The organism is Salmonella sp. SSDFZ69, from assembly GCF_004010755.1.
GTDB lineage: Bacteria > Pseudomonadota > Gammaproteobacteria > Enterobacterales > Enterobacteriaceae > Salmonella > Salmonella enterica.
In genome coordinates this window covers 1,850,299-1,869,051 of the sequence record NZ_CP034831.1, presented here as the reverse complement: position 1 = coordinate 1,869,051, position 18,753 = coordinate 1,850,299, and the positions used below count along the sequence as shown (strand labels likewise).

At 49.6% G+C, this 18,753-nt stretch carries 14 protein-coding genes, 2 tRNA genes and 3 pseudogenes; 5 read left to right on the top strand and 14 right to left on the bottom strand.

Features of this window, described 5'->3' with window-relative positions:
* The first annotated feature begins 52 nt into the window (after positions 1-52).
* A complete protein-coding gene (locus tag EOS98_RS09070) occupies positions 53-616 on the top strand; it encodes an NAD(P)H-dependent oxidoreductase (protein WP_126524426.1) in 564 nt (187 codons plus the stop codon).
* Positions 617-1,175: 559 nt separating this feature from the next.
* The gene (locus EOS98_RS25100; protein ID WP_161976012.1) at positions 1,176-1,409 is read left to right on the top strand and encodes a DUF4102 domain-containing protein; all 234 of its coding nucleotides are present in this window, start codon (positions 1,176-1,178) and stop codon (positions 1,407-1,409) included.
* Between the two features lie 113 nt (positions 1,410-1,522).
* Here the strand turns inward: EOS98_RS25100 and EOS98_RS09060 are convergent, their stop codons facing one another.
* The gene (locus EOS98_RS09060) at positions 1,523-2,977 is read right to left on the bottom strand and encodes an AMP nucleosidase (protein WP_000428191.1); all 1,455 of its coding nucleotides are present in this window, start codon (positions 2,975-2,977) and stop codon (positions 1,523-1,525) included.
* Between the two features lie 1,173 nt (positions 2,978-4,150).
* Positions 4,151-4,483, bottom strand: a complete 333-nt coding sequence (locus tag EOS98_RS25095) for an RHS repeat-associated core domain-containing protein (RefSeq protein ID WP_371044863.1) — start codon at positions 4,481-4,483, stop codon at positions 4,151-4,153.
* On the opposite strand from EOS98_RS25095, the pseudogene EOS98_RS09045 reads away from it, so the two are divergent.
* Positions 4,452-4,523, top strand: a pseudogene (locus tag EOS98_RS09045) (YajQ family cyclic di-GMP-binding protein); the annotation flags it as partial. The gene EOS98_RS25095 and the pseudogene EOS98_RS09045 sit on opposite strands and share 32 nt — an antisense overlap.
* A 57-nt stretch (positions 4,524-4,580) precedes the next feature.
* Here EOS98_RS09045 and EOS98_RS09040 read toward each other — a convergent pair.
* The 7 genes and pseudogenes from EOS98_RS09040 to EOS98_RS09005 form a co-directional block, all read right to left on the bottom strand.
* Entirely contained in the window at positions 4,581-6,311 is a 1,731-nt protein-coding gene (locus EOS98_RS09040; RefSeq protein ID WP_126524005.1) for a hypothetical protein, read from the bottom strand.
* Between the two features lie 56 nt (positions 6,312-6,367).
* Positions 6,368-8,062, bottom strand: a complete 1,695-nt coding sequence (locus EOS98_RS09035; RefSeq protein ID WP_126524425.1) for an SEL1-like repeat protein — start codon at positions 8,060-8,062, stop codon at positions 6,368-6,370.
* Positions 8,063-8,745: 683 nt separating this feature from the next.
* Positions 8,746-9,024 (bottom strand): annotated as a pseudogene (locus EOS98_RS09030) (transposase); the annotation flags it as partial.
* Positions 9,025-9,047: 23 nt separating this feature from the next.
* Positions 9,048-9,919, bottom strand: a pseudogene (locus EOS98_RS09025) (integrase domain-containing protein).
* A gap of 474 nt (positions 9,920-10,393) precedes the next feature.
* Complete coding sequence (locus EOS98_RS09015) at positions 10,394-10,867, bottom strand: peptidase (protein ID WP_001219020.1); 474 nt, start codon at positions 10,865-10,867, stop codon at positions 10,394-10,396.
* 163 nt (positions 10,868-11,030) lie between these two features.
* Positions 11,031-11,106, bottom strand: a tRNA-Asn gene (locus EOS98_RS09010).
* A gap of 140 nt (positions 11,107-11,246) precedes the next feature.
* Positions 11,247-12,704 carry an EmmdR/YeeO family multidrug/toxin efflux MATE transporter gene (locus EOS98_RS09005; RefSeq protein ID WP_064044305.1) on the bottom strand — a complete coding sequence of 486 codons (1,458 nt, stop codon included), beginning with the start codon at positions 12,702-12,704 and terminating at the stop codon, positions 11,247-11,249.
* Positions 12,705-12,863: 159 nt separating this feature from the next.
* Between EOS98_RS09005 and EOS98_RS09000 the strand changes: the two genes are divergently transcribed.
* Positions 12,864-12,939 (top strand) — tRNA-Asn (locus EOS98_RS09000).
* A 161-nt stretch (positions 12,940-13,100) separates the two neighbouring features.
* Entirely contained in the window at positions 13,101-14,363 is a 1,263-nt protein-coding gene (locus EOS98_RS08995; RefSeq protein WP_126524003.1) for a tyrosine-type recombinase/integrase, read from the top strand.
* Positions 14,364-15,392: 1,029 nt separating this feature from the next.
* On the opposite strand, the gene EOS98_RS08990 is transcribed toward EOS98_RS08995, so the two are convergent.
* The 5 genes from EOS98_RS08990 to EOS98_RS08960 form a co-directional block, all read right to left on the bottom strand.
* Entirely contained in the window at positions 15,393-16,277 is an 885-nt protein-coding gene (locus tag EOS98_RS08990) for an integrase domain-containing protein (RefSeq protein WP_126524002.1), read from the bottom strand.
* A gap of 832 nt (positions 16,278-17,109) precedes the next feature.
* Positions 17,110-17,442: a type II toxin-antitoxin system PemK/MazF family toxin gene (locus EOS98_RS08980; protein ID WP_039591092.1), complete on the bottom strand. Its 333-nt coding sequence runs from the start codon at positions 17,440-17,442 to the stop codon at positions 17,110-17,112.
* Entirely contained in the window at positions 17,443-17,700 is a 258-nt protein-coding gene (locus EOS98_RS08975; protein WP_039520052.1) for an antitoxin, read from the bottom strand. It lies immediately after the preceding gene.
* A 347-nt stretch (positions 17,701-18,047) separates the two neighbouring features.
* Positions 18,048-18,254 (bottom strand): helix-turn-helix domain-containing protein, encoded by a 207-nt coding sequence (locus EOS98_RS08965; RefSeq protein WP_126524000.1) that lies wholly within the window; start codon positions 18,252-18,254, stop codon positions 18,048-18,050.
* Positions 18,251-18,724, bottom strand: coding sequence for a hypothetical protein (locus EOS98_RS08960; RefSeq protein WP_126523999.1), 474 nt, complete (start codon positions 18,722-18,724; stop codon positions 18,251-18,253). Before EOS98_RS08960 ends, EOS98_RS08965 begins: the two co-directional genes overlap by 4 nt.
* Positions 18,725-18,753: the final 29 nt, after the last annotated feature.

Sequence of the window (18,753 nt, the reverse complement as noted above, 5' to 3'; positions counted from 1 at the left end):
ATCATATACTCCTGAGTAACCCAATCGCAAGTCAGTCCTGAATGAGGAAATGATGAAAAAAACGCTTATAGTTGTCGCTCATCCAAATATTGAAAATTCAGTTGTTAATCAGTGTTGGATAAATGAGTTAAAAAAGTATCCTGATCAGTTTACTGTCCATGAGCTTTATAAAGCATACCCTGACGGCAGGATCAATATCGAAACTGAGCAAAGACTGGTTGAGCAACATGAGTCGCTGGTTTTGCAGTTCCCAGTTTACTGGTTCAACTGCCCTCCCATGTTGAAACAATGGCTGGATGAAGTGTTTCTTTATGGATGGGCATACGGCTCTACAGGCGATAAGCTGAAGAATAAAAAAATAGCTTTGGCTGTAACTGCCGGTATTGAACTTGCAGACTATATGGCGAATGGCCGTTATAAATTTACCATGCAAGAAGTACTTCGCCCATTTGAAATGACGATTAAATATGTTGGTGCTGAATATGTTCCACACTTTGCCTTTTATGGTGCAGAATATAACCCTTCCAAAGAAGTGATTAAAGAAAACGCAGTAGACTATGTTAAGTACTTAACTAAATTAACTTACAGTGAGTTAGTAATAAGTAATTACTGTTAATTTGATAGCCCGTTCTCATATATTTTCGCTTATGATGCAGTAAATAATATGGTTCTGCTTGCTGCATCAATTAGTGTCTTGATTGCCTTACTTGTAATTAAGCCAAAAGAACACAGTGAAATTTAACCGAACCATTACAAACCAACTCACAAATTTCGTATTGAGTTGGTTATCGTACTGATATTTTGGCTTTGGCACTCAGGTAATTACATAACCGATGTCCACTTTGACACAAAGCTGTCTGTTATGCCCACTTACGGCCAAAGAGTAATCTAAAACATGACAAATATCACATTTCAGAACAGTTATTGCGTTTGGAGCCTTATTGAGGGCCTCACTCCAATTTTAAAAATAAAATCTTCATAAATTCAATATGATAAATCAATATCAGTATCCAGTCAGAGGAGACAAATTCCTGTTTTCAGGCTTACTTATAAATTCTTATTACCGCAGATTTCAATAAGTTAGCGTGAAAATACCTCCCGATGCGCATCTGGTTTTTCCTGCGCATCCGGCGAAACTTTGGGCCATTTCAGTTCGATAATGGCGTGACCATCCTGTGTCTCTAACCAACGCACAAATCCGCAGTATCAAGCCTTCTGATAACCCCTTTAAGCTGATCGATTCTCACGGTCGGTATCTGCTTGTTAATCCGGGCTTGTGGGTCAGGCGCTCAAAGAGCGTGAAGTGCGGCGCAATGTTTTCGCCTTCCGGCGCGTTTCCTGACGTAGACGCGATTATCGGCGACAGATCTCCGGCGATGGTGATGGTGATGAAGCTCGCGGCACAATAAGGCCTTAGCGGGATGCAAAATCGCCTCCCGCTAAGGCTTCATTCAGCCGCTTTTCATATCACATAAATACGCCTCTTCCACTCCTGTCCAACAGCAGGCGACAGCTCATTTCGTTAGCGAAACGGTGGCTCATTAAACGTGCGTAATTTACGTGAGTGCAAACGATCACCTTCTGCGCGTAGCAAATCAATAGCACGAATACCAATTTGCAAATGTTCTGAAATAGCCCCCTCATAAAACCGGTTTGCCTGCCCGGGCAGTTTAATTTCACCGTGTAAAGGTTTGTCAGAAACACAAAGCAGCGTGCCGTAAGGCACACGAAAGCGATAGCCCTGGGCTGCAATCGTCGCGCTCTCCATATCAATCGCAACCGCGCGGCTAAGGTTGAATCGCAGCGCCGATGCGGAATAACGAAGCTCCCAGTTACGGTCATCCGTGGTGACGACGGTTCCCGTGCGCAGTCGCTGTTTCACCTCTTCGCCGGGCATTCCGCTAACCGCTTTGGTAGCGTCGTACAGCGCACGCTGTACTTCCGCAATGCTTGGAATCGGAATATCAGGCGGCAGAACGGCATCCAGCACATGATCATCGCGTAAGTAGGCATGGGCCAGCACATAATCGCCAATCGCCTGACTTTCTCGTAACCCTCCACAGTGCCCAATCATAAGCCAGACGTCAGGCCGCAACACGGCCAAATGGTCGCAAATCGTTTTAGCATTTGAAGGGCCAACACCGATATTTACCAGCGTAATCCCCTGCCCATCTGCCGTTACCAGGTGCCAGGCGGGCATCTGATGTTTCTTCCAGGCCAGATCGGAAATAGCCTCTTCCGGCGCTTCCGTTTCTGCCGTGATCCAAATTCCGCCAGCACAGGAAAGCGCGATATAGGGGCTGTCAGGATCAAGAATTTGGCTGCATCCCCAGCGCACAAACTCATCGACATAGCGGGTGTAGTTGGTAAACAAAACGAAGGGCTGAAAATGTTCAACCGGCGTACCGGTATAGTGCCGTAACCGGGCCAACGAGAAGTCAACACGACGCGCGTCGAAGTGCGATAACGGATAGAATTCGCCGGGGTGGAACAGACCGTCTGCTGTCTCATCGCCAATCTGCGCCAGTTCTGTGGTAGGAAAATGGCGCGTTAGCCCAGCGCTCATAGAACGATCCAGCGTCAGAGCCGAGCCATCGATCACGTAAGGATACGGGATCTCATGGTGCGAGGCCTCTACCGCAATATGCGCGCCATAATCATGGTAAACGAGGTTAAGCTGTTCCAGAAGATAAGCGCGAAATAGCGCAGGCCGCGTAACGGTAGTGGTATAACAGCCTGGATGAGTAAAGCGTCCAAAAGCGCGTGTTTTAGGCGGGTTCGGTGTCGCGCCATCCCAGCTTACAGACAGCGAAGGATAAACAAACAGTCCGTTAAGCCTGGCATGGGGATCGGGCAGCGTGCCGTTATCAACATAGTCAGCGATGGCTTCACGGAGCGCGTTAACCGACTGCTCGTACAGCTCCTCCAGGCGATCCAGCGCCTGCTCGGGCGTCAGGTTTGTGCCTTTATTTTCCATATTATTCTCCTTAGCGTTCACAGGTGAGGCACGTCATTCGATAGTATGACAGCAAAGGAGGAAACTAAAGGGGTTAGCGTAAGGGCTGCGGCACAGGTGACCGCCAGATCACCTGCCATATCCGCCTCTTCGTTAGCAGCAGCGGTGAAAGCGTCGCTGAAGATTTCCCATTTTGGCGCGGTATCGGAGGAGGCATTAACGCCCATATGATAAAAATGGCATTCCCCAGGGCGGAGCCATCGGCAGCGGTAATCGTCAGTTTACTATCAAAGACGCCGTTGGAAATTTCACTGGTTTTAATATTGGTTTTTTAAGCTAGCGTAAACAGGATCAAGATAATTATAAGTAAGGGGCTGTCAGGCACCATGTATCAGGCAGCAGTTTTCGCACTCCCTGCATGGTTTCAGGACGCTGGATGCAATCTGTTATTTTCTAATGCAGAAATTTTTATCGGTGGGTTTGATCCTACGGATAGCAGTATCAGTGAGTGCCATCGTGAAAGGCTATTTGTTTAACGAACCTGGAGGCACTCGGACGCCAAAATGACAGATATCAAAAAACCCGGCAAACCTTCTCAGGTCAACCGGGCAAAGATAACTTCTTGTTTTTTAAACGTCTCCGGACTCACCAGGATATCCCGAAACTAAAATCTGGCTCCTCTGACTGGATGCGATATCTAATATATCTCTTTGAATTTTAATTAATTTAGTTTTAAATATTAAAACGAGGCCCTCAATAAAGCCCCAAATGTTATTGCTGTTTTTAAATGTGATACATATCACGTTTGTGATTGTTGTTCTGACCGTAGGTAGATATGGCGGTTGGCTCTGTGCCAGGAGGACGACAGACCAATCCCTCCGTAAAAACAGCATTTACCGCCTTAACCGCAGCCACCGTGCCAGCTATAGTGTGTCCGCTGCCCGCCAAGCGCTGGCTGCAGCCGTCTAGCAACCTCGGATGCCATCTCCCAGGAAATTCATCGTTGTATCAGGAAATACAGGCCATGCCGTTTGACTGGAAAGATATTATCACACCCATTGTGACCGTCACGGAGGTCTTAGGGGACATAATCATGTATGATCTTTCTTTGGGTCTTGTGCTTTAGGGCCTTCTGTTCCCGGACACCCATCCAATCCAAGTGGATCCATCCACCCCAGCGGATCATGTACATAACTATAGGTATTCAAACCGAATCGAAATCGGATCCTGACTGATATACCTCCCCGCTAACGGATTATAGTACCGGTAGCGGTTATAATGCAGCCCTGATTCTTCATCGGCATACTGCCCCTGCAAACGCAGTGGCTGGCAGATACCCGCCTGCATTTCTGTATGGCCGTAGGCGCGATAAATGGCACTCCACACTACGTTGCCGTCCTCGTCCAGCAGCTCCTGCGGTATACCGATATGGTCGTTGACGTAGTAGCTGACGGTGCTGCCGACGCCGCGTCCTTTAAGCTGAGCCAGCGCTTGGCGGGCAGCGATGGCGCTGGTGCGCGGCGGCAATTTGGGCCAGCCGTTCCAGTTCAAAAACTTCCGCGATTGATTTTTCCCGCCCGCCGCCTTCCCGCATGTGAGAAAGGTGGCCGGGCGGGTAAATCGATTAAGGCGTGGCTTTTTTAGTCTCTGCGGCCTTGTTATACAACGCCTGAATCAGCGCCTGCTGTTCCGCTCCCGGTATGATACCCAATCTGTGAAAAATATTCCCAATCTGATAAAGCTGCTGATTACCGGTGTCGTCCTGGCGGGTAATCGACGCCTGCGTGGTTAATTTTTTCAGCGTAAAGGTAATATGTTCCTGACACTCGGGCGTGTTTTCAGAACAAATCTGGCGTAACAGCATCAGGTTTTTATTATCGACCCTATCTGCGTTAATCATCAATTCCCTTGCCTGACTCCACTGTTTTGCATTCATGTAGTGGTCGATCATCGCCTCCTCTTCGAGAGAGGGAACGTGCTGGTGTAACACCCGTTTGGCATTCACCGTGTCGTTGCCATAGCCGTAAAGCTCCGCAAGTCTTTGAAAGGAACGCGACATATCTTCATCAGGCCAGGCTTTTGCTTGGCTGAGGTAAATCGCCTCGGCGCTGACGGCTAATTTTTGCGCTGCCTCAGGATGACCAATTTCTTTGAGTACTTCACCCATTTCATTTGTTGCATCTTCCCATTCGGCGAACGTCAGGGTTTGCGCCTCGGCGGAGAGGGTTGCGATATGCTTTTCCGCCACAGCATTCTGCTTATGCTGAAAGAGATTCTTCAGCGCTTTGATTTTGTACTCGTAGCAATACCTGTCGTCGTAGCAGGTATATTCCGGCGCGCTCATCAGCAAATCGATACGCTTATTCATCAGCGCAACATCATCAAGCTTGCTTAATAAATCAATCAGCTCCATTTCAATGCGCGGTGAAGGGGCAAAATTGAATATTTTATCGACCTGCGTCACATAGGTTGAAAGCGTCTCTTGATAATTCTGTGTCAGCTCGTTTTTCTTATAAAAAGAGAGCAATCCCGGTAATGAATACTGGAAATAGCTTCCTTTATTGCCGGTTGCTTTGCGCAATCTCGCAGACAACGCCATCGCCTTCTCTTTATTACCCGTGGCGTAATAGATCTCCATCAGGTCGAGATACTCCTGATAACGGTAGGCTTCAGCACTCGGTTGTTGAGCAATAGCCGTATCAAACATTTTCAGCGCGCTATCTGCGTAAACCAACGCCTTTGCGGTGTCGCCCTTGGCATGGTACTGCTTCGCAATAATAAGCAGCATTTTTAGCTGAGTATAAGGAACAACAATTTTATCAGCGTAATTTTCATTATAAATAGCGGCGGTTTTATCAGGCTCTGAGTGCCAGGATTCTAAAACCGTGGCTAAATAAAAATTCCTCGCGTCGGAATTTTTGCTAAGAAGGGCTAAGGCTTTTTCAGGCTGTTTGCGATTAACCCAGCCATCAACGTAGCTCTCGTAGGCGGTAATGCTCGACGGTTTATCGAGACCAATTTTGGACAGGAAAACCATCGCGGCATCCGGGCTATTATTTTCAGCGATCCACGAGGCCTCATGGTTTAGCGAAAACTTTGCATCATTCGACTGTGTGTCCAGCTTTTTCAGTAATGCATCCGCACGGCTCATCGGGCCGTACATAAACAGTTCCCTGTGTAATTCAAACCAGGCTGCCTGCGATTTAAAAGTGGTGTTTTCATTTAAAGGGACGGCATTTTGCAGTTTCTGTTCGACAACTGACCAGACATCAGGCGATTGCTGACTTTGTGCAACGCTCTGATAAGAGTAAAAAACCGTGGCGGCTGTGAGTAATGTGGCGAATTTAAATTTCATAGCAACGTGTATCCTTTCAGTTCCGTTTGAATAGCCTCTTTACAGCAAAGTCATATTTACTTAGTTTGAGGCGTTAATTCCTTTAAGGCTGCCAGTGCAGGTTTGACGCCGCCTTTTACCGCCGCTGTAAGATAAAGTTTGGCTTTGTTGAGGTCTTTCTCAACGCCATCACCATTCCTGTACATGAGTCCAAGGTTATAGTGCGCCTGAGCATTTCCCTGGTCAGCGGATTTTTTAATCCACTTATAGGCTTCCGGCAGGTTTTTCGGCATTCCTTCGCCGATAAGATTTAAATATCCCACTTCTAACTGCGCATCACTTTCGCCAAGCTCTGCCGCTTTGAATAAATAGGAGAGATATTTTTTGCTGTCTTGCGTTACGCCATCACCGTCGTTGTACGCATAGGCCAAAAAGAGAAGCGCGCCGGGATGATTTTGCTCTGCGGACTGAGTTAACCATTTCATCGCCGCATCGTAGTTTGTGCATTCAAACTCATACTTACCTAAATGATATTGCGCAGTGCTGTCACCCTGCTTTGCCTTATTGGTGACGTCAGTCGGCGCATATAGCTCTGAAAGCTCCTCATCGTTGTGGTAACAACGGATGTATTTTATGCCGTCTTCATCATAGGCTTCTTCTGTACCTTCCTTGTCGCCATCGACATAGGGCAGCGCACTTAAGACCTTACCCGTACGATCGTTAAACTCTCTTTTCAGGCCGTTTCTTTCATCATTAGCAAACATAACCTCTTCAACAAGTTTACCGGTACGTTCGCTCCAGCGGCGATCGGCTCCCTGCTTTTTATCGTCTTTATATTCGGTGGTATAGGTGAGTTTGCCCTGTTCATTCCAGTGCTTAGCGTCCCCATTTAGCATACCGTTTTTATAGGGATAGACTGATTCGCGGTGACCATTTTCGTACCACTTTTCGGAATCCCCGTCTAACACATCATGTTTATACATTTTGGATGAGGCAGGCTTTCCGTTGCTGAACCATTCTTTGACCGCACCATGTTTACGGCCTTCACTATCAAAAGAGGATTCTTCTTTGGGATGCCCATTTCCATACCAGCTCTGAGCAGAAAGCTGTTTGCCATTTTTATAGGTCGCTTTAGAAAGGAGTTTGCCCTCTTCACTGTATTGTTCGAACGTTCCGTCGTTTTCACCTTGGTTATTTCTGTGGTAAACACCACGAATTTTACCGGTAGAATAATATTCCGTACTGGTGCCGACAATGGTGCCTTTACTGTATGAATATTCCCCCTTTATTTTCCCATCAGGGAAATATTCAAATGCCGGGCCTTCCAGTTTCTGATTTAAATAGCTGTGTTTTTGTTTTAAAACGCCGTTATCATAAAAATGTGGGCATTCGCCATCTTTAATTTTACCTTGGGCAAAGTAACGTTTACTTTCAACGGCTCCGTTTTCATGGTATACGATGTATTCCCCTTCGGGTTGACCATCTTTAAACGTCAGCGTTTCCGCTATTTTGTCTTTTTCATCAAAGTAAGTTTCAGCTTTTCCGTCACGCTTATTTTGCGCATTATAATGATAAATACTTTTGAGATTGCTGCTTTCATAGAAAGATTTAAATACAGAAACACGTTGTCGGTTAGCGAAGTTTTCTTCGTTGGTATAGCCTTCAAAGGCTATCTGTTTACTCTGCATCACCTCCCCTGTTTCTTCTGAGGATTCCAGATACCAGCCGGTGACTTTCCATAATTTTTTCTCTTTGTCATAGGGGAGAGGCATATGGACTACTGTTGTTGCCTGACGTTTAACCGTCGGTTGCAGTTCATCATCCAGCCACAAGTCAGACGATCTTTTCATGTATTCGGCACCGCACAGCGCTTCGGTACATAGCTCGATTCCAGTCAGCATGGGCGTGCCGCCAGCATCGCACTGATCGACCGTCAGGTAAAAATAACGGTCATCGAGAATAGCCGGTCTTAAACTGCGTATTTTATTAATATATTCTTCTGTCGTCAGTCCCATTGATTCTGCGCGCGCAGAAAGGGTATTAGTATTACAGGGTGTTTTATCTTTAAAATAATAACGGTCGGCGAGTAAAAGTTTCAGGTCACTGCTAATGGCGGTTTTATTAAAATCGATATTTCCAATTTGGGCGATGAAATTAACGGGTTTGGATTCTGTACTGGGGGATTGTTTTGCACATATATTCGCGCAATATAATGAAACTATAATTGTTATGAATATTTTCTTCAAGATGTTCTCCTTGTATGAATAATAACTCCCTGAAACTTATTTCATGCTATAGAAACAAAGAGTTAATGTAAAGGATGCGAGGAGCATATTCTGGCAGGAGAGAGTTTGCTTCAGTTACCAGTAAGAATAATTTAAGTATTACGAGCGCGTTGTTTTTAATTTGATAATAACGCGCTGATGATTATTAACGATTATATACCCAATAAACCTCAAGATGCGGGAGTGAGCACCTGAAAGTGATCTTTAATTCGGGATGTCAGTGAGTCCGCTATATCCGGCAGCGTCTGGTTAAAAAAGACAGATATTGCGTCCCTGAACTCTCGCGTACTGCTGAAGTAGCGATTATTCCGGGCATGTTCGTTCATTAATTTCCACATTCGTTCTATCGGATTCAGGTTTGGACTGTAAGGGGGAAGGTAATGCAGCCTGATATTTACCACCTCCGCCCAGTCTTTCACTAACTGTGAACTGTGGTAACCAGCTCCATCCGCTGCTCGCTCTTAGCCAACTGTCAAATTTGCCCATACACCTGCGCCACATACCGCCCACGCCCGTCTCCATGCCCCAGATCCATCGCCACAATTGCCAGCGCTTCTTTCCTGTTGAACCCCTGCGCCAGATAGTGACTAATGGCATCCTGCGCCCACGCATAACGCAGGGAATGCGGAGAATATGCGCCAGTCAGACCAATACGCGCCGCCTGGTTGTGCCAGTAGTCCATCGCGCTTTTCAGATCCGGTTTGTCGATCAGTCGGCCATGACGGCTTTCTGCAATAGCCAGCGCATTATCCAGCGCTTTTCTGACAGCTATAGTATCCAGAATCACCGTTTCGCGGGCCGTCCGCCTTTGGTGCCGAACACCACGGTTAAGCGCGTATCGCTGCGTTCAATGGCCTGTTTCCACGTTTTCAGCGATTGCACGCTCTGCACCGCTTCCTGTGAACGTAAGCCCATCAGCCTCGCCAGTTCCAGCGCCGCCGCCAGTCCCGGATCTTTCATGCGGGCCGTCTCCAGCACATGATGATAATGTTCAGGCGTGATCGCCTGTCGCGTCCCGCTGCGCGATGCACCAGCCAGACCCAGCGATTTATTAGTCAGCCACTCATGCTCTGCCACCTGTTTACGCCCGGCCTGTTGCAGAACAGCGCGCAGCGAGGCCATTTCATTTTGCAGCGTGCGTTTGCCGATCCCCTGCGCCAACCTTTCATGAATATAGCTTTCAATGTGGCGCACCTTAATCTGCGCAACCCGCTGGATATGGACGTTCAAAGCCCGTAAGTGGTGATCGAAACGCTGCACGATATGAATGCGATCGTTCATCGTTTTATGGCTACCGCCACAGTGCTTTGCCAGTGCCTTCATTTCACCACCTAACTTGCCCATACACTTCTCCTATGATTTTGAGAACACAAACAGTCTCCGGCGTATGCTTTTTGGCTGCGCCAGAACGATACCTTTACGCCGGAGTGGTAGTTTGTTGAGGTATAGGGAGTTTCAGACTGTACGCGGTACAGGCTGCCTGCGTGAGCAGGAATTCTCCGGGGCATCATGCCCCCCCTCGGTATCGATCTTTTTCTCTTCTTTCTTGCTGACAGCGGCCCCAAAAAGGCGCGTCAGATTCGGGAATGAACGCCGGAACCCCGAAAACAGGGGCATGGCGCGGTGTAGTGGTTGTGCGTCACTTTGTCGCTTTGCGCGACGAAAGCGACGCACTGGTCGAGTGCAGTACGCGAAAGATCGCAGACTCTGGTGTTGTTTTACGGTCACGCGGCAGCAAAGCCGGACGTCTTTGCAGGCCGCAGCCCGTAAAGTAAAAGGCGTTGATGTGGTAACGGGTGCCGGGTGGAATCGCTTCCGTCACGGTGCTGCATTGACCAGAGATCTGGCGCAGGTACCATCGAGATACTCTTTCAGTTCTTTGGTACCGAACGTGTCGATAGCCCGCTGAGCTGCGCCGAGATTAGACGCCAGCTTGTCACCGCCAATGTCTTTATCGGCTTTAACTGCCGCAGCCCAGTCTTCTGTTTGCTTCTGCCATGACTCCGCTTGCTGTTGTTGCACTCCCGCCAGCACTTTCGGATAGACGTCCACCAGCTTCTGCGCCTGCTCTTGCGTCAGGTTCAGTTCACGCGCCACTGGTTCGAACTGCGCCAGCGCGCTGGTATCGAGTTCCTGACCTTCAGGGGCGGTGAACGCGTATTTCTCCGGCGCGCCGGGCGGCGTTTCTTCTTTCGGTGGAGTGGGCTTATTGGGATCGGCGGGTGGATTTTCTGACGGTTTTCCTGTACCCGGATCGGTCTGCGTGCCGCCAGCGGTATCGGTTAATGCCATAGGAGGGGGCTCCATTTACTCAACGAACCGTGAGGCCCCGATTAAGCCCCAAAAACTATGGATGTCAAAAAACCCGGCAAACCTTCTCAGGTCAACCGGGTAAAGATAAGTTCTTATTTTTTAAACGTCTCCGGACTCGCCAGGATATCCCGAAACTAAAATTTGGCTCCTCTGACTGGACTCGAACCAGTGACATACGGATTAACAGTCCGCCGTTCTACCGACTGAACTACAGAGGAATCGTGTGAACGGGGCGAATATTAACGAGGTGCCCCTGGCTTGTCAAAGCCTGTTTTCACAAAAAAAGTTCGTTTGCTGTTTTATTCCACACTTCGGTTAAAATTCACCGTTTCCTGATGATTTTCACAGCAAAAAGCGCTTACTCCCTCTTTACGCGCGGGTATCTCCACAGCCAGCGCCCGCTTACCAGACGCCAGTAAAACAGCGCGCCGCGCACGGCCCAGTCAAGAAACATCCCCAGCCAAACCCCTACAACCCCCATACCCAGCACAATACCAAGCGTATACCCTGCCACAACGCGACAGCCCCACATCCCCAGCATCGATACCCACATCGCAAATCGCACATCGCGCGCGCCTTTAAAACCCGACGGCAGCACCCACGCGGCCGCCCAAATTGGCATAAAGGCAGCATTAAGCCAGAGCAGAACTTTAACTACCTCTTTTACGTCCTGCTCCTGGGTATAAAATGAGGCAAACAGACCCGCGAACGGCGCTGTCCCCCAGGCGATTGCCGTAAGTACGATAGTCGACATCCAGAATACATGGCGCAATTGACGCTCTGCCTGACCAATTTGCCCGGTACCAAGACGCTTACCGGTGATAATAGTCGACGCCGAACCAAGGGCGTTACCCGGCAGGTTGATAAGCGCCGCCACGGAAAAGGCAATAAAGTTGCCCGCAATAACGTTAGTGCCCATTCCTGCGACAAACATTTGCGTCAGTAGCTTGCCACCGTTGAACAGCACTGATTCAATGCTCGCCGGAATACCAATACCCATCACTTCCCAGATAATGCCGAAATTCAGCGACTTCAGATAGCTTTTCAGCGGAATGCGCAGCGCCGGATTAAAACCAATCATCAGCACCCAAATAATCGCTACCGCGCCGATGTAGCGCGAAATGGTTAATCCCAGCCCCGCGCCGGCAAAACCCAGCCCTTGCCAGGAGAAAGCCCCGTAAATCAGGATGCTGCTGATGATAATATTGAGAATGTTCATCCCGCCGTTAATCATCAACGGGATTTTCGTATTCCCTGCCCCACGCAGCGCGCCGCTACCGATTAGCGCAATTGCCGCAGCCGGATAACTCAGCACCGTCAGTTCAAGGTACGTTAACGCCAGCCCCTTTACTTCTGGCGTCGCCTCGCCTGCGACAATATTAATAATTTCACTGCCGAAATAATGAATGACCACTGCCAGCACAACGGCAAATAGCGTCATAATCACCAGCGACTGGCGCGCCGCCGCCCTTGCCCGTCGCCTGTCGCGCTTGCCCAGGCTAAAGGCAACCACCACCGTAGTACCAAGATCGATAGCCGCAAAAAAAGCCATAATTACCATATTAAAACTGTCGGCAAGCCCCACGCCCGCCATTGCTTCCTTGCCCAGCCAACTGACGAGAAAAGTACTGAGCACGCCCATTAGCAAAACACAGGTATTTTCCAGAAAAATAGGGATAGCAAGTGGGGTGATTTCACGCCAGAACAACACTTTGTAGCTCTTGCGTTTGGCATACCAGGGCGTACGGACGACAGCCTGGCGTAAGGCAGTGGAGACGTTCAAAATGGACCTTAAAGAAGAGAGTTGAAACCACATTTCAATAATGAGCGAGAAATCGTAAGGCTGCAAAGCTTTTTGCAGAAAAAATGTCTGCAAATGCAACAAAGTGATGAGATAACCCGCAATCGAATCTGTAAGAGGTTAAATGGGGTTTGACAAAAATTTTTCCGCCGCTAATATACGACCCCACACGATTCCTCTGTAGTTCAGTCGGTAGAACGGCGGACTGTTAATCCGTATGTCACTGGTTCGAGTCCAGTCAGAGGAGCCAATTTCTTGTTTTTATGCTTCCTTATACGTCAAAATACGTTTTAGATTCAGTAAGTTAGCATAAAAAACCTTCCCGATGCGTATCTGGTTTTCTCTCCGCATCCGAGAAATTTGGTGGTCAGATCTGGGGTCAGTTTGGTTCGATTGTGGAGTGACCCCCAAATGTCTTTAAACGATTCTAGAATCCGTAACTTAAAACCCTCGGCTAAACCTTTCAAAGTGTCAGATTCGCATGGTCTCTATCTGCTGGTTAATCCTGGCGGTTCACGCATCTGGTATCTCAAATATCGCTTCAACGGTAAAGAATCGCGCATCGGTTTAGGCGCTTATCCGCTGGTTTCTCTTGCCGATGCTCGTCAGCAGCGTGACGTATTTCGTAAGCAACTGGCGCAGAATATCAATCCGGTGCAACAGCGCATGGAAGAGAAAGCCGCCAGTTCGCCGGAGAAATGTTTTAAGGCCGTGGCGCTCGGCTGGCATAAGACCAATAAGAAATGGTCTGAACATCATGCCAGTCGCATTCTTTCCAGTATGAGTAATCACATCTTCCCGGTGATTGGGAATATGCGGGTCACTGACCTCAAAACGCCGCACTTCACCGCTTTACTGAAAGGGATTGAAGAAAAGGGGCTGCTGGAAGTTGCGTCCCGTACCCGGCAGCACCTGAACAACATCATGCGCTACGCCGTGCAGCAGGGGCTGACGGAAAGTAACCCGGCGCAATATCTGGAAGGTGTGACTGCGGCACCTGTCAGGAAGCACTACCCCGCGTTACCGCCGGAACGTCTGCCGGAACTGCTGGCGCGCATCGACGGCTACACAAAAGGCCGGGAGATCACGCGACTGGCGGTTGAACTGACCCTTCACCTGTTTATTCGCTCCAGTGAACTGCGTTTTGCGCGCTGGGGTGAGATTGATTTCAAAAACAAAATCTGGACGCTTCCCGCCACCCGCGAGGAAATAGACAAAGTACGCTATTCCGGGCGTGGCGCAAAAATGCGCACGCCGCATATTGTGCCGCTTTCGCGTCAGACCATCGACATCTTGAAACGGATCAGGGAGATTTCCGGGCATCTGGAACTGGTATTCCCCGGTGATCACAACCCGTATAAGCCGATGTGTGAAAATACCATCAACAAAGCGCTACGTCTGATGGGATACGACACGCAGGCGGATGTTTGCGGTCACGGCTTTCGGGCAATGGCTTGTAGCGCGTTAGTCGAGTCTGAACTCTGGTCGCGGGATGCGGTTGAGCGGCAAATGAGCCATCAGGAGCGCAACAGTGTGCGGGCGGCGTATATTCACCGCGCCGAGCACCTCGACGCCCGTAAAGCCATGATGCAGTGGTGGTCGGATTATCTGGATACGTGCCGGGAGGGTTTTATCCCGCCCTATATTTATGCGCGGCAAAATAAAGCGGCCTGAGCCAGCAACAGTATAATTTGTTGGTAATGAAAAAGCAGATCCTGATTGATTCGGATCTGCTTTTTGTATTGAAAGGTTTTATTTTCATTTTTTCTGCTATTAATCGAAAAGCGTACAAAATTATTTGAGGACAAATAATTTTATATGAAAACCTATCAATACCGACACTATCAATAGGCAACCACCTGTTTTTATTACAGCTGTAATAATTTTCGGCATTTGCCTTTTAATCGAGCCTGATTGTAAGAGAAAACTTTATCTTCGGTATTGTCGGAAGTCTTTTCGTCTGCGCCAGAAATTTATCTGCCAGTAAACTGCACCAGAACATATGTTACCTGGCCATATCCATTACCGGGAAATAATATAACAGCACTGCGCCAGGTATCCAGCAAAGAAGCACTGAACTGCACCCGTTCAGCCCTTTAAGCCTTTTCGGCCCTTTCCGGGCTGGCGCAATTACCCTTAATTATCTTTTGCCCTGCGGCCCTTTTCCCTTTCGTGGCACAGTCGTTTTATTATCGTTACTGCGTAACGCAAATGCCCGGAGGCAAATAAAATGGCAACGACCAATGCAGAACGTCAGGCAAGATACCGCCGCACCACGCGGGAGCGCCGGAAAACTACACGTCACGACTGAACACGAAGATCCTGTGTGGGACAAAGCTGGCCCTGAAACGGCTGTCACTGCATCATGATCTTTCACAACGCAGCATACTGGAGCAGATTATTACGCAGGCAGATGAAATCCTGCGCCAGTCCATGAGCGATAAGGAATGTGACCGCTATCCGGAACTGACTCTGGAGCCGTTACGCAGTAACGATGGTCAGGATGTACGCCATGAAGCTGTTGTCTGCGCCAGCCTGTGAGGGAAGCAAATGAAAAATTACAAAATATTAACATCGTGATAGTTTATATCTCCTGATACTGCATTCATTGATAGAAGATCGTACGAAAAATTTTGCCCTCAAAATTTTTTGTACGAAAACCGATTGATCACCGAATATATACAAGGTACAGACTATCAGCCGTCAGTCCTCCCCACGCAACCCATACACCTGCGCCACATAGCGCCCGCGTCCGTCGCCGTGTCCTAAATCCATCGCCACCATGGCCAGCGCCTCTTTTTTGCAGAATCCCTGCGCCAGATAGTGACGGATCGCATCCTGCGCCCAGGCGTAACGCAGCGAGTGCGGGGTATTTTTGCCCGTTAAACCGAGTTGCCCCGCCTGACCGCGCCAGTAGTTCATCGCGCTTTTCAGATCGGCCTTATCGATCAGCCTGCCGTTACGCTGTTCCGCAATATTAATAGCGTTCTCCAGCGCTTTTTTGACAGCTATAGTATCCAGGATCACGGTTTCGCGGGGCCGTCCGCCTTTGGTGCCGAACACCACCGTCAGCCGGGTTTCGCCGCGCGCCAGCGCCTGCCGCCACGTTTTAAACGACTGCGGGCAGCGCACCGCCTCCTGCGAGCGCAGGCCCATCAGCCGCGCCAGCTCCAGCGCTGCCGCCAGCCCCGGATCTTTCAGCCGGGCATTTTCCTGCACCGTCTGGTATTTACCATCGGCGATAGCGCGACGTGCGCCGCTGCGTGACGCCCCGCCAATCCCCACCACCCGGTTGCTGATCCGGTCGCCATCCGCCAGTTTTTCGCGTCCGGCCTGCCGCAGGATCACCCGGATCGCTGACATTTCATTTTGCAGGGTGCGTTTGTCGATGCCCTGCGCCAGCCGGTGGCGGATGTAATCCTCAATATGCCGCGCTTTCAGGTGCCTGACGTAACGGATTTGTACGTTCAGCTCCCCTACCAGACGTTCGCAAAAGCGTTTCGCCTGCGCCATACGATCGCTGACCGTTTTATGTGCGCCGCCCGCCTGCTTCGCCAGGTGCCGCATTTCCCGCTCCAGCATACTCATTTTTCCCCCTTTCATGATTGCTACAACTCATTCACCCAAAAAACAAATACAGCGTTCCCCGGCGCGTAGGCCAATAGCCCCTGATTTTTGTCGGGGCTGCGAACGATATCTGAGCGCCGGGGCGACGGCTGTTGAGGTGTGGCGGGGCGTCGGTTGTGCTCTCAGAGCAGCCGCCCGCTTTCGCGGGTTATCCCCCGGATCGTCCAGATCCCCCTCTGATATCGGTTCATGTTCTCCATGTGGTGAATAAATGGTCTGAAAGGGCGCGTCAGAATGTGGGATTCGTCTGTAACAGACTGATTTCTGGTGCATAAAGGGTGTGGTGCAGCGTGCGTCACTTTCCCGCTCTGCGCGGTTAAAGTGACGCACTGGACTGGTGCAGTGTCTGAAAATTTATCGTTGGTGCAGCTTTACAGCCACGCGACAGCAAAGCCTACTGTCTTTGCAGGCCGCAGCCCGTAAAGGTAAAAGGTGCTGAGGGTGTCAGCAGGTACAACTATGCCAGCAGATATCCGGCAGGGAAGAATAGCAGCCAGCGAACTGGCGCAGTGAAAGGTGGTATCGTGCGTCAATATTAACCTCTGCCGCAGTATCTGCGGCCCGGCATTTTTGCAGAGGCCCTGCCGGTAAAACGGATCAACCATCTCCTGACGAATCAGGCGCTTCTTTCAGGTTGTGAAGCATTTCGTGCGGGAGAGAGATTAATGCAGGGGCTACAGCGCGGAAAGGAGAAACTGTTTTTACCCGTAAAAGGATTTTTCAATCATTTGTCGATATAAAAAACGATGGCGCTGTATATGACAGCGCCATCGTTCAGGTTACATAAAAAGCATCAGCTCAGAATGGCTTCCAGTCGGGCCAGCACTTCATTCACGACAGCGTCGGGTATGCGCTCCAGTCGCTTACCATTTCGGGCGCCCATATCAATAGTTCTGGGCTGGTCGCAGCGGATCACGCCCGTTGTTTTTGTTCCCGCCCCCTCCAGTGAGACGGTAAAACCGGCTGCGCGGGCGAAGTTTCCACCGCTGGTGACGGGAACAACAACGGGTAGCCGGGTCAGCTTGTTAAACGATGCCTTCGATACGATAAGCACCGGACGTTTTCCGCTTTGCTCGTGACCTGCAATCGGATCCAGTGAAACGAGCCAGATTTCCCCTCTGTCCATTTACAGGATCTCCTTGCCCACCGCAGGCGCATCAATCCATTCCCGATCCTCTTCACTCATTTCGGCGTGCGGATCGCACTGCGCCAGCAGCTCCTCAAGCGAATAGCGGGGCCGTTTCTGGGGTTCAATAATCAGGCAGCCATTATCAATGGTCATACCCACTTCGCTATCTGTCGACAGCGCCAGCGTTTTCAACACGGCGGGAGGAACCGCCAGCATGACGGATCCGCCGACCTTTTTCAGGCGAGTTGTATACATAGAGCACCTCCGAATATTATATTTTAATATAACATCAACGGCAGGCGATGCACAATTATTCATCAGATTCATTGTGAATTCCTTAGCATAATAAAGCGTGAAGAAAGCCTTAATCCATCGAAGGACAGATCCGACAGTTTTCAAAGGCGACATTGCCGGTAAAACGGCGACCATCCTGATACATCAGGCGCTTCTTTCAGGTCATGAAGCATTTCGTGCAGGTGGGAGCTTAGTTCGTGGTAAGAAGGTCGATAATAGAAAACTGTTTTTGCGGTTCAAAGGATTATGACAAATCAGATAAACAAAATGCGGCGCAGCTTCCGTACCCGGACTGCGCCGCAGGAACATCAGCGATAGCGTGAAGGCCAGATTTGCTCAGGCGCGACGCCAAGCGCTTCCGCTATCAGCCTTTCGCCTTTGGGCCAGCGGCGGTTAAGGGCGTTGGTCAGCGTGGAAGACGCCAGCCCGGCATTACGGGAAAGCGCCGCCAGCGACGTTCCCCGCTTTTTCAGCGCCGCAATAATGTCGGCGGGATGCCAGTCCTGTTGCATCATGCCGTCACCTCGTCAATAAATTTCACGCCTTCAGATGTACGGAGCCAGCGCGGCGCTTTCATTTCCGCAGCGAAATAGTTGATCAGTTCATACAGCAGGCAGCTAAGGTGTTTCTCTATTTCAGAGTAAAAGCCTTGCCCTGCCAGCATCTGCGTTAGGGAGAGACAGTAGCGACAAAGCTCTGTGCATTCAGGCTCGAAACGGGGGGAATTTGCAGGGAGAGTGTCAACGGTCAGGCTTTCAATAAGATGGGAAGGAACAGGTTCTAACAGCGTGGGCTGGAGCAGCGACAGACAGGCGTTAAGTCTGCCGCAGAGCGCCATTTTCAGTGTGGGATCGTTGCTTTCAATCAGGGTTTCGGCGAAGTTTTCGCAGTGGTTGGCTAGTACGGTAAAATCCGTGGCAGCGCTGAAGGGAACTGTAAGCAGCTTGTCGGGCGATTGACTTAAAGGAAGTGAAAAATTAGGCATATTAACCTCGTTAGTTTCTTTGAGAAAAG

Bases quoted from the DNA above. Each gene is read 5' to 3' on its own strand.
- EOS98_RS09015 (WP_001219020.1), bottom strand. From the start codon at position 10,867: ATGGCATTAACCGATACCGCTGGCGGCACGCAGACCGATCCGGGTACA.
- EOS98_RS08960 (WP_126523999.1), bottom strand. From the start codon at position 18,724: ATGCCTAATTTTTCACTTCCTTTAAGTCAATCGCCCGACAAGCTGCTT.
- EOS98_RS09005 (WP_064044305.1), bottom strand. From the start codon at position 12,704: ATGTGGTTTCAACTCTCTTCTTTAAGGTCCATTTTGAACGTCTCCACT.
- EOS98_RS08995 (WP_126524003.1), top strand. From the start codon at position 13,101: ATGTCTTTAAACGATTCTAGAATCCGTAACTTAAAACCCTCGGCTAAA.
- EOS98_RS08980 (WP_039591092.1), bottom strand. From the start codon at position 17,442: ATGGACAGAGGGGAAATCTGGCTCGTTTCACTGGATCCGATTGCAGGT.
- EOS98_RS08975 (WP_039520052.1), bottom strand. From the start codon at position 17,700: ATGTATACAACTCGCCTGAAAAAGGTCGGCGGATCCGTCATGCTGGCG.
- EOS98_RS09040 (WP_126524005.1), bottom strand. From the start codon at position 6,311: ATGAAATTTAAATTCGCCACATTACTCACAGCCGCCACGGTTTTTTAC.
- EOS98_RS08965 (WP_126524000.1), bottom strand. From the start codon at position 18,254: ATGATGCAACAGGACTGGCATCCCGCCGACATTATTGCGGCGCTGAAA.
- EOS98_RS09070 (WP_126524426.1), top strand. From the start codon at position 53: ATGAAAAAAACGCTTATAGTTGTCGCTCATCCAAATATTGAAAATTCA.
- EOS98_RS09060 (WP_000428191.1), bottom strand. From the start codon at position 2,977: ATGGAAAATAAAGGCACAAACCTGACGCCCGAGCAGGCGCTGGATCGC.
- EOS98_RS09035 (WP_126524425.1), bottom strand. From the start codon at position 8,062: ATGCCTCTCCCCTATGACAAAGAGAAAAAATTATGGAAAGTCACCGGC.
- EOS98_RS08990 (WP_126524002.1), bottom strand. From the start codon at position 16,277: ATGAGTATGCTGGAGCGGGAAATGCGGCACCTGGCGAAGCAGGCGGGC.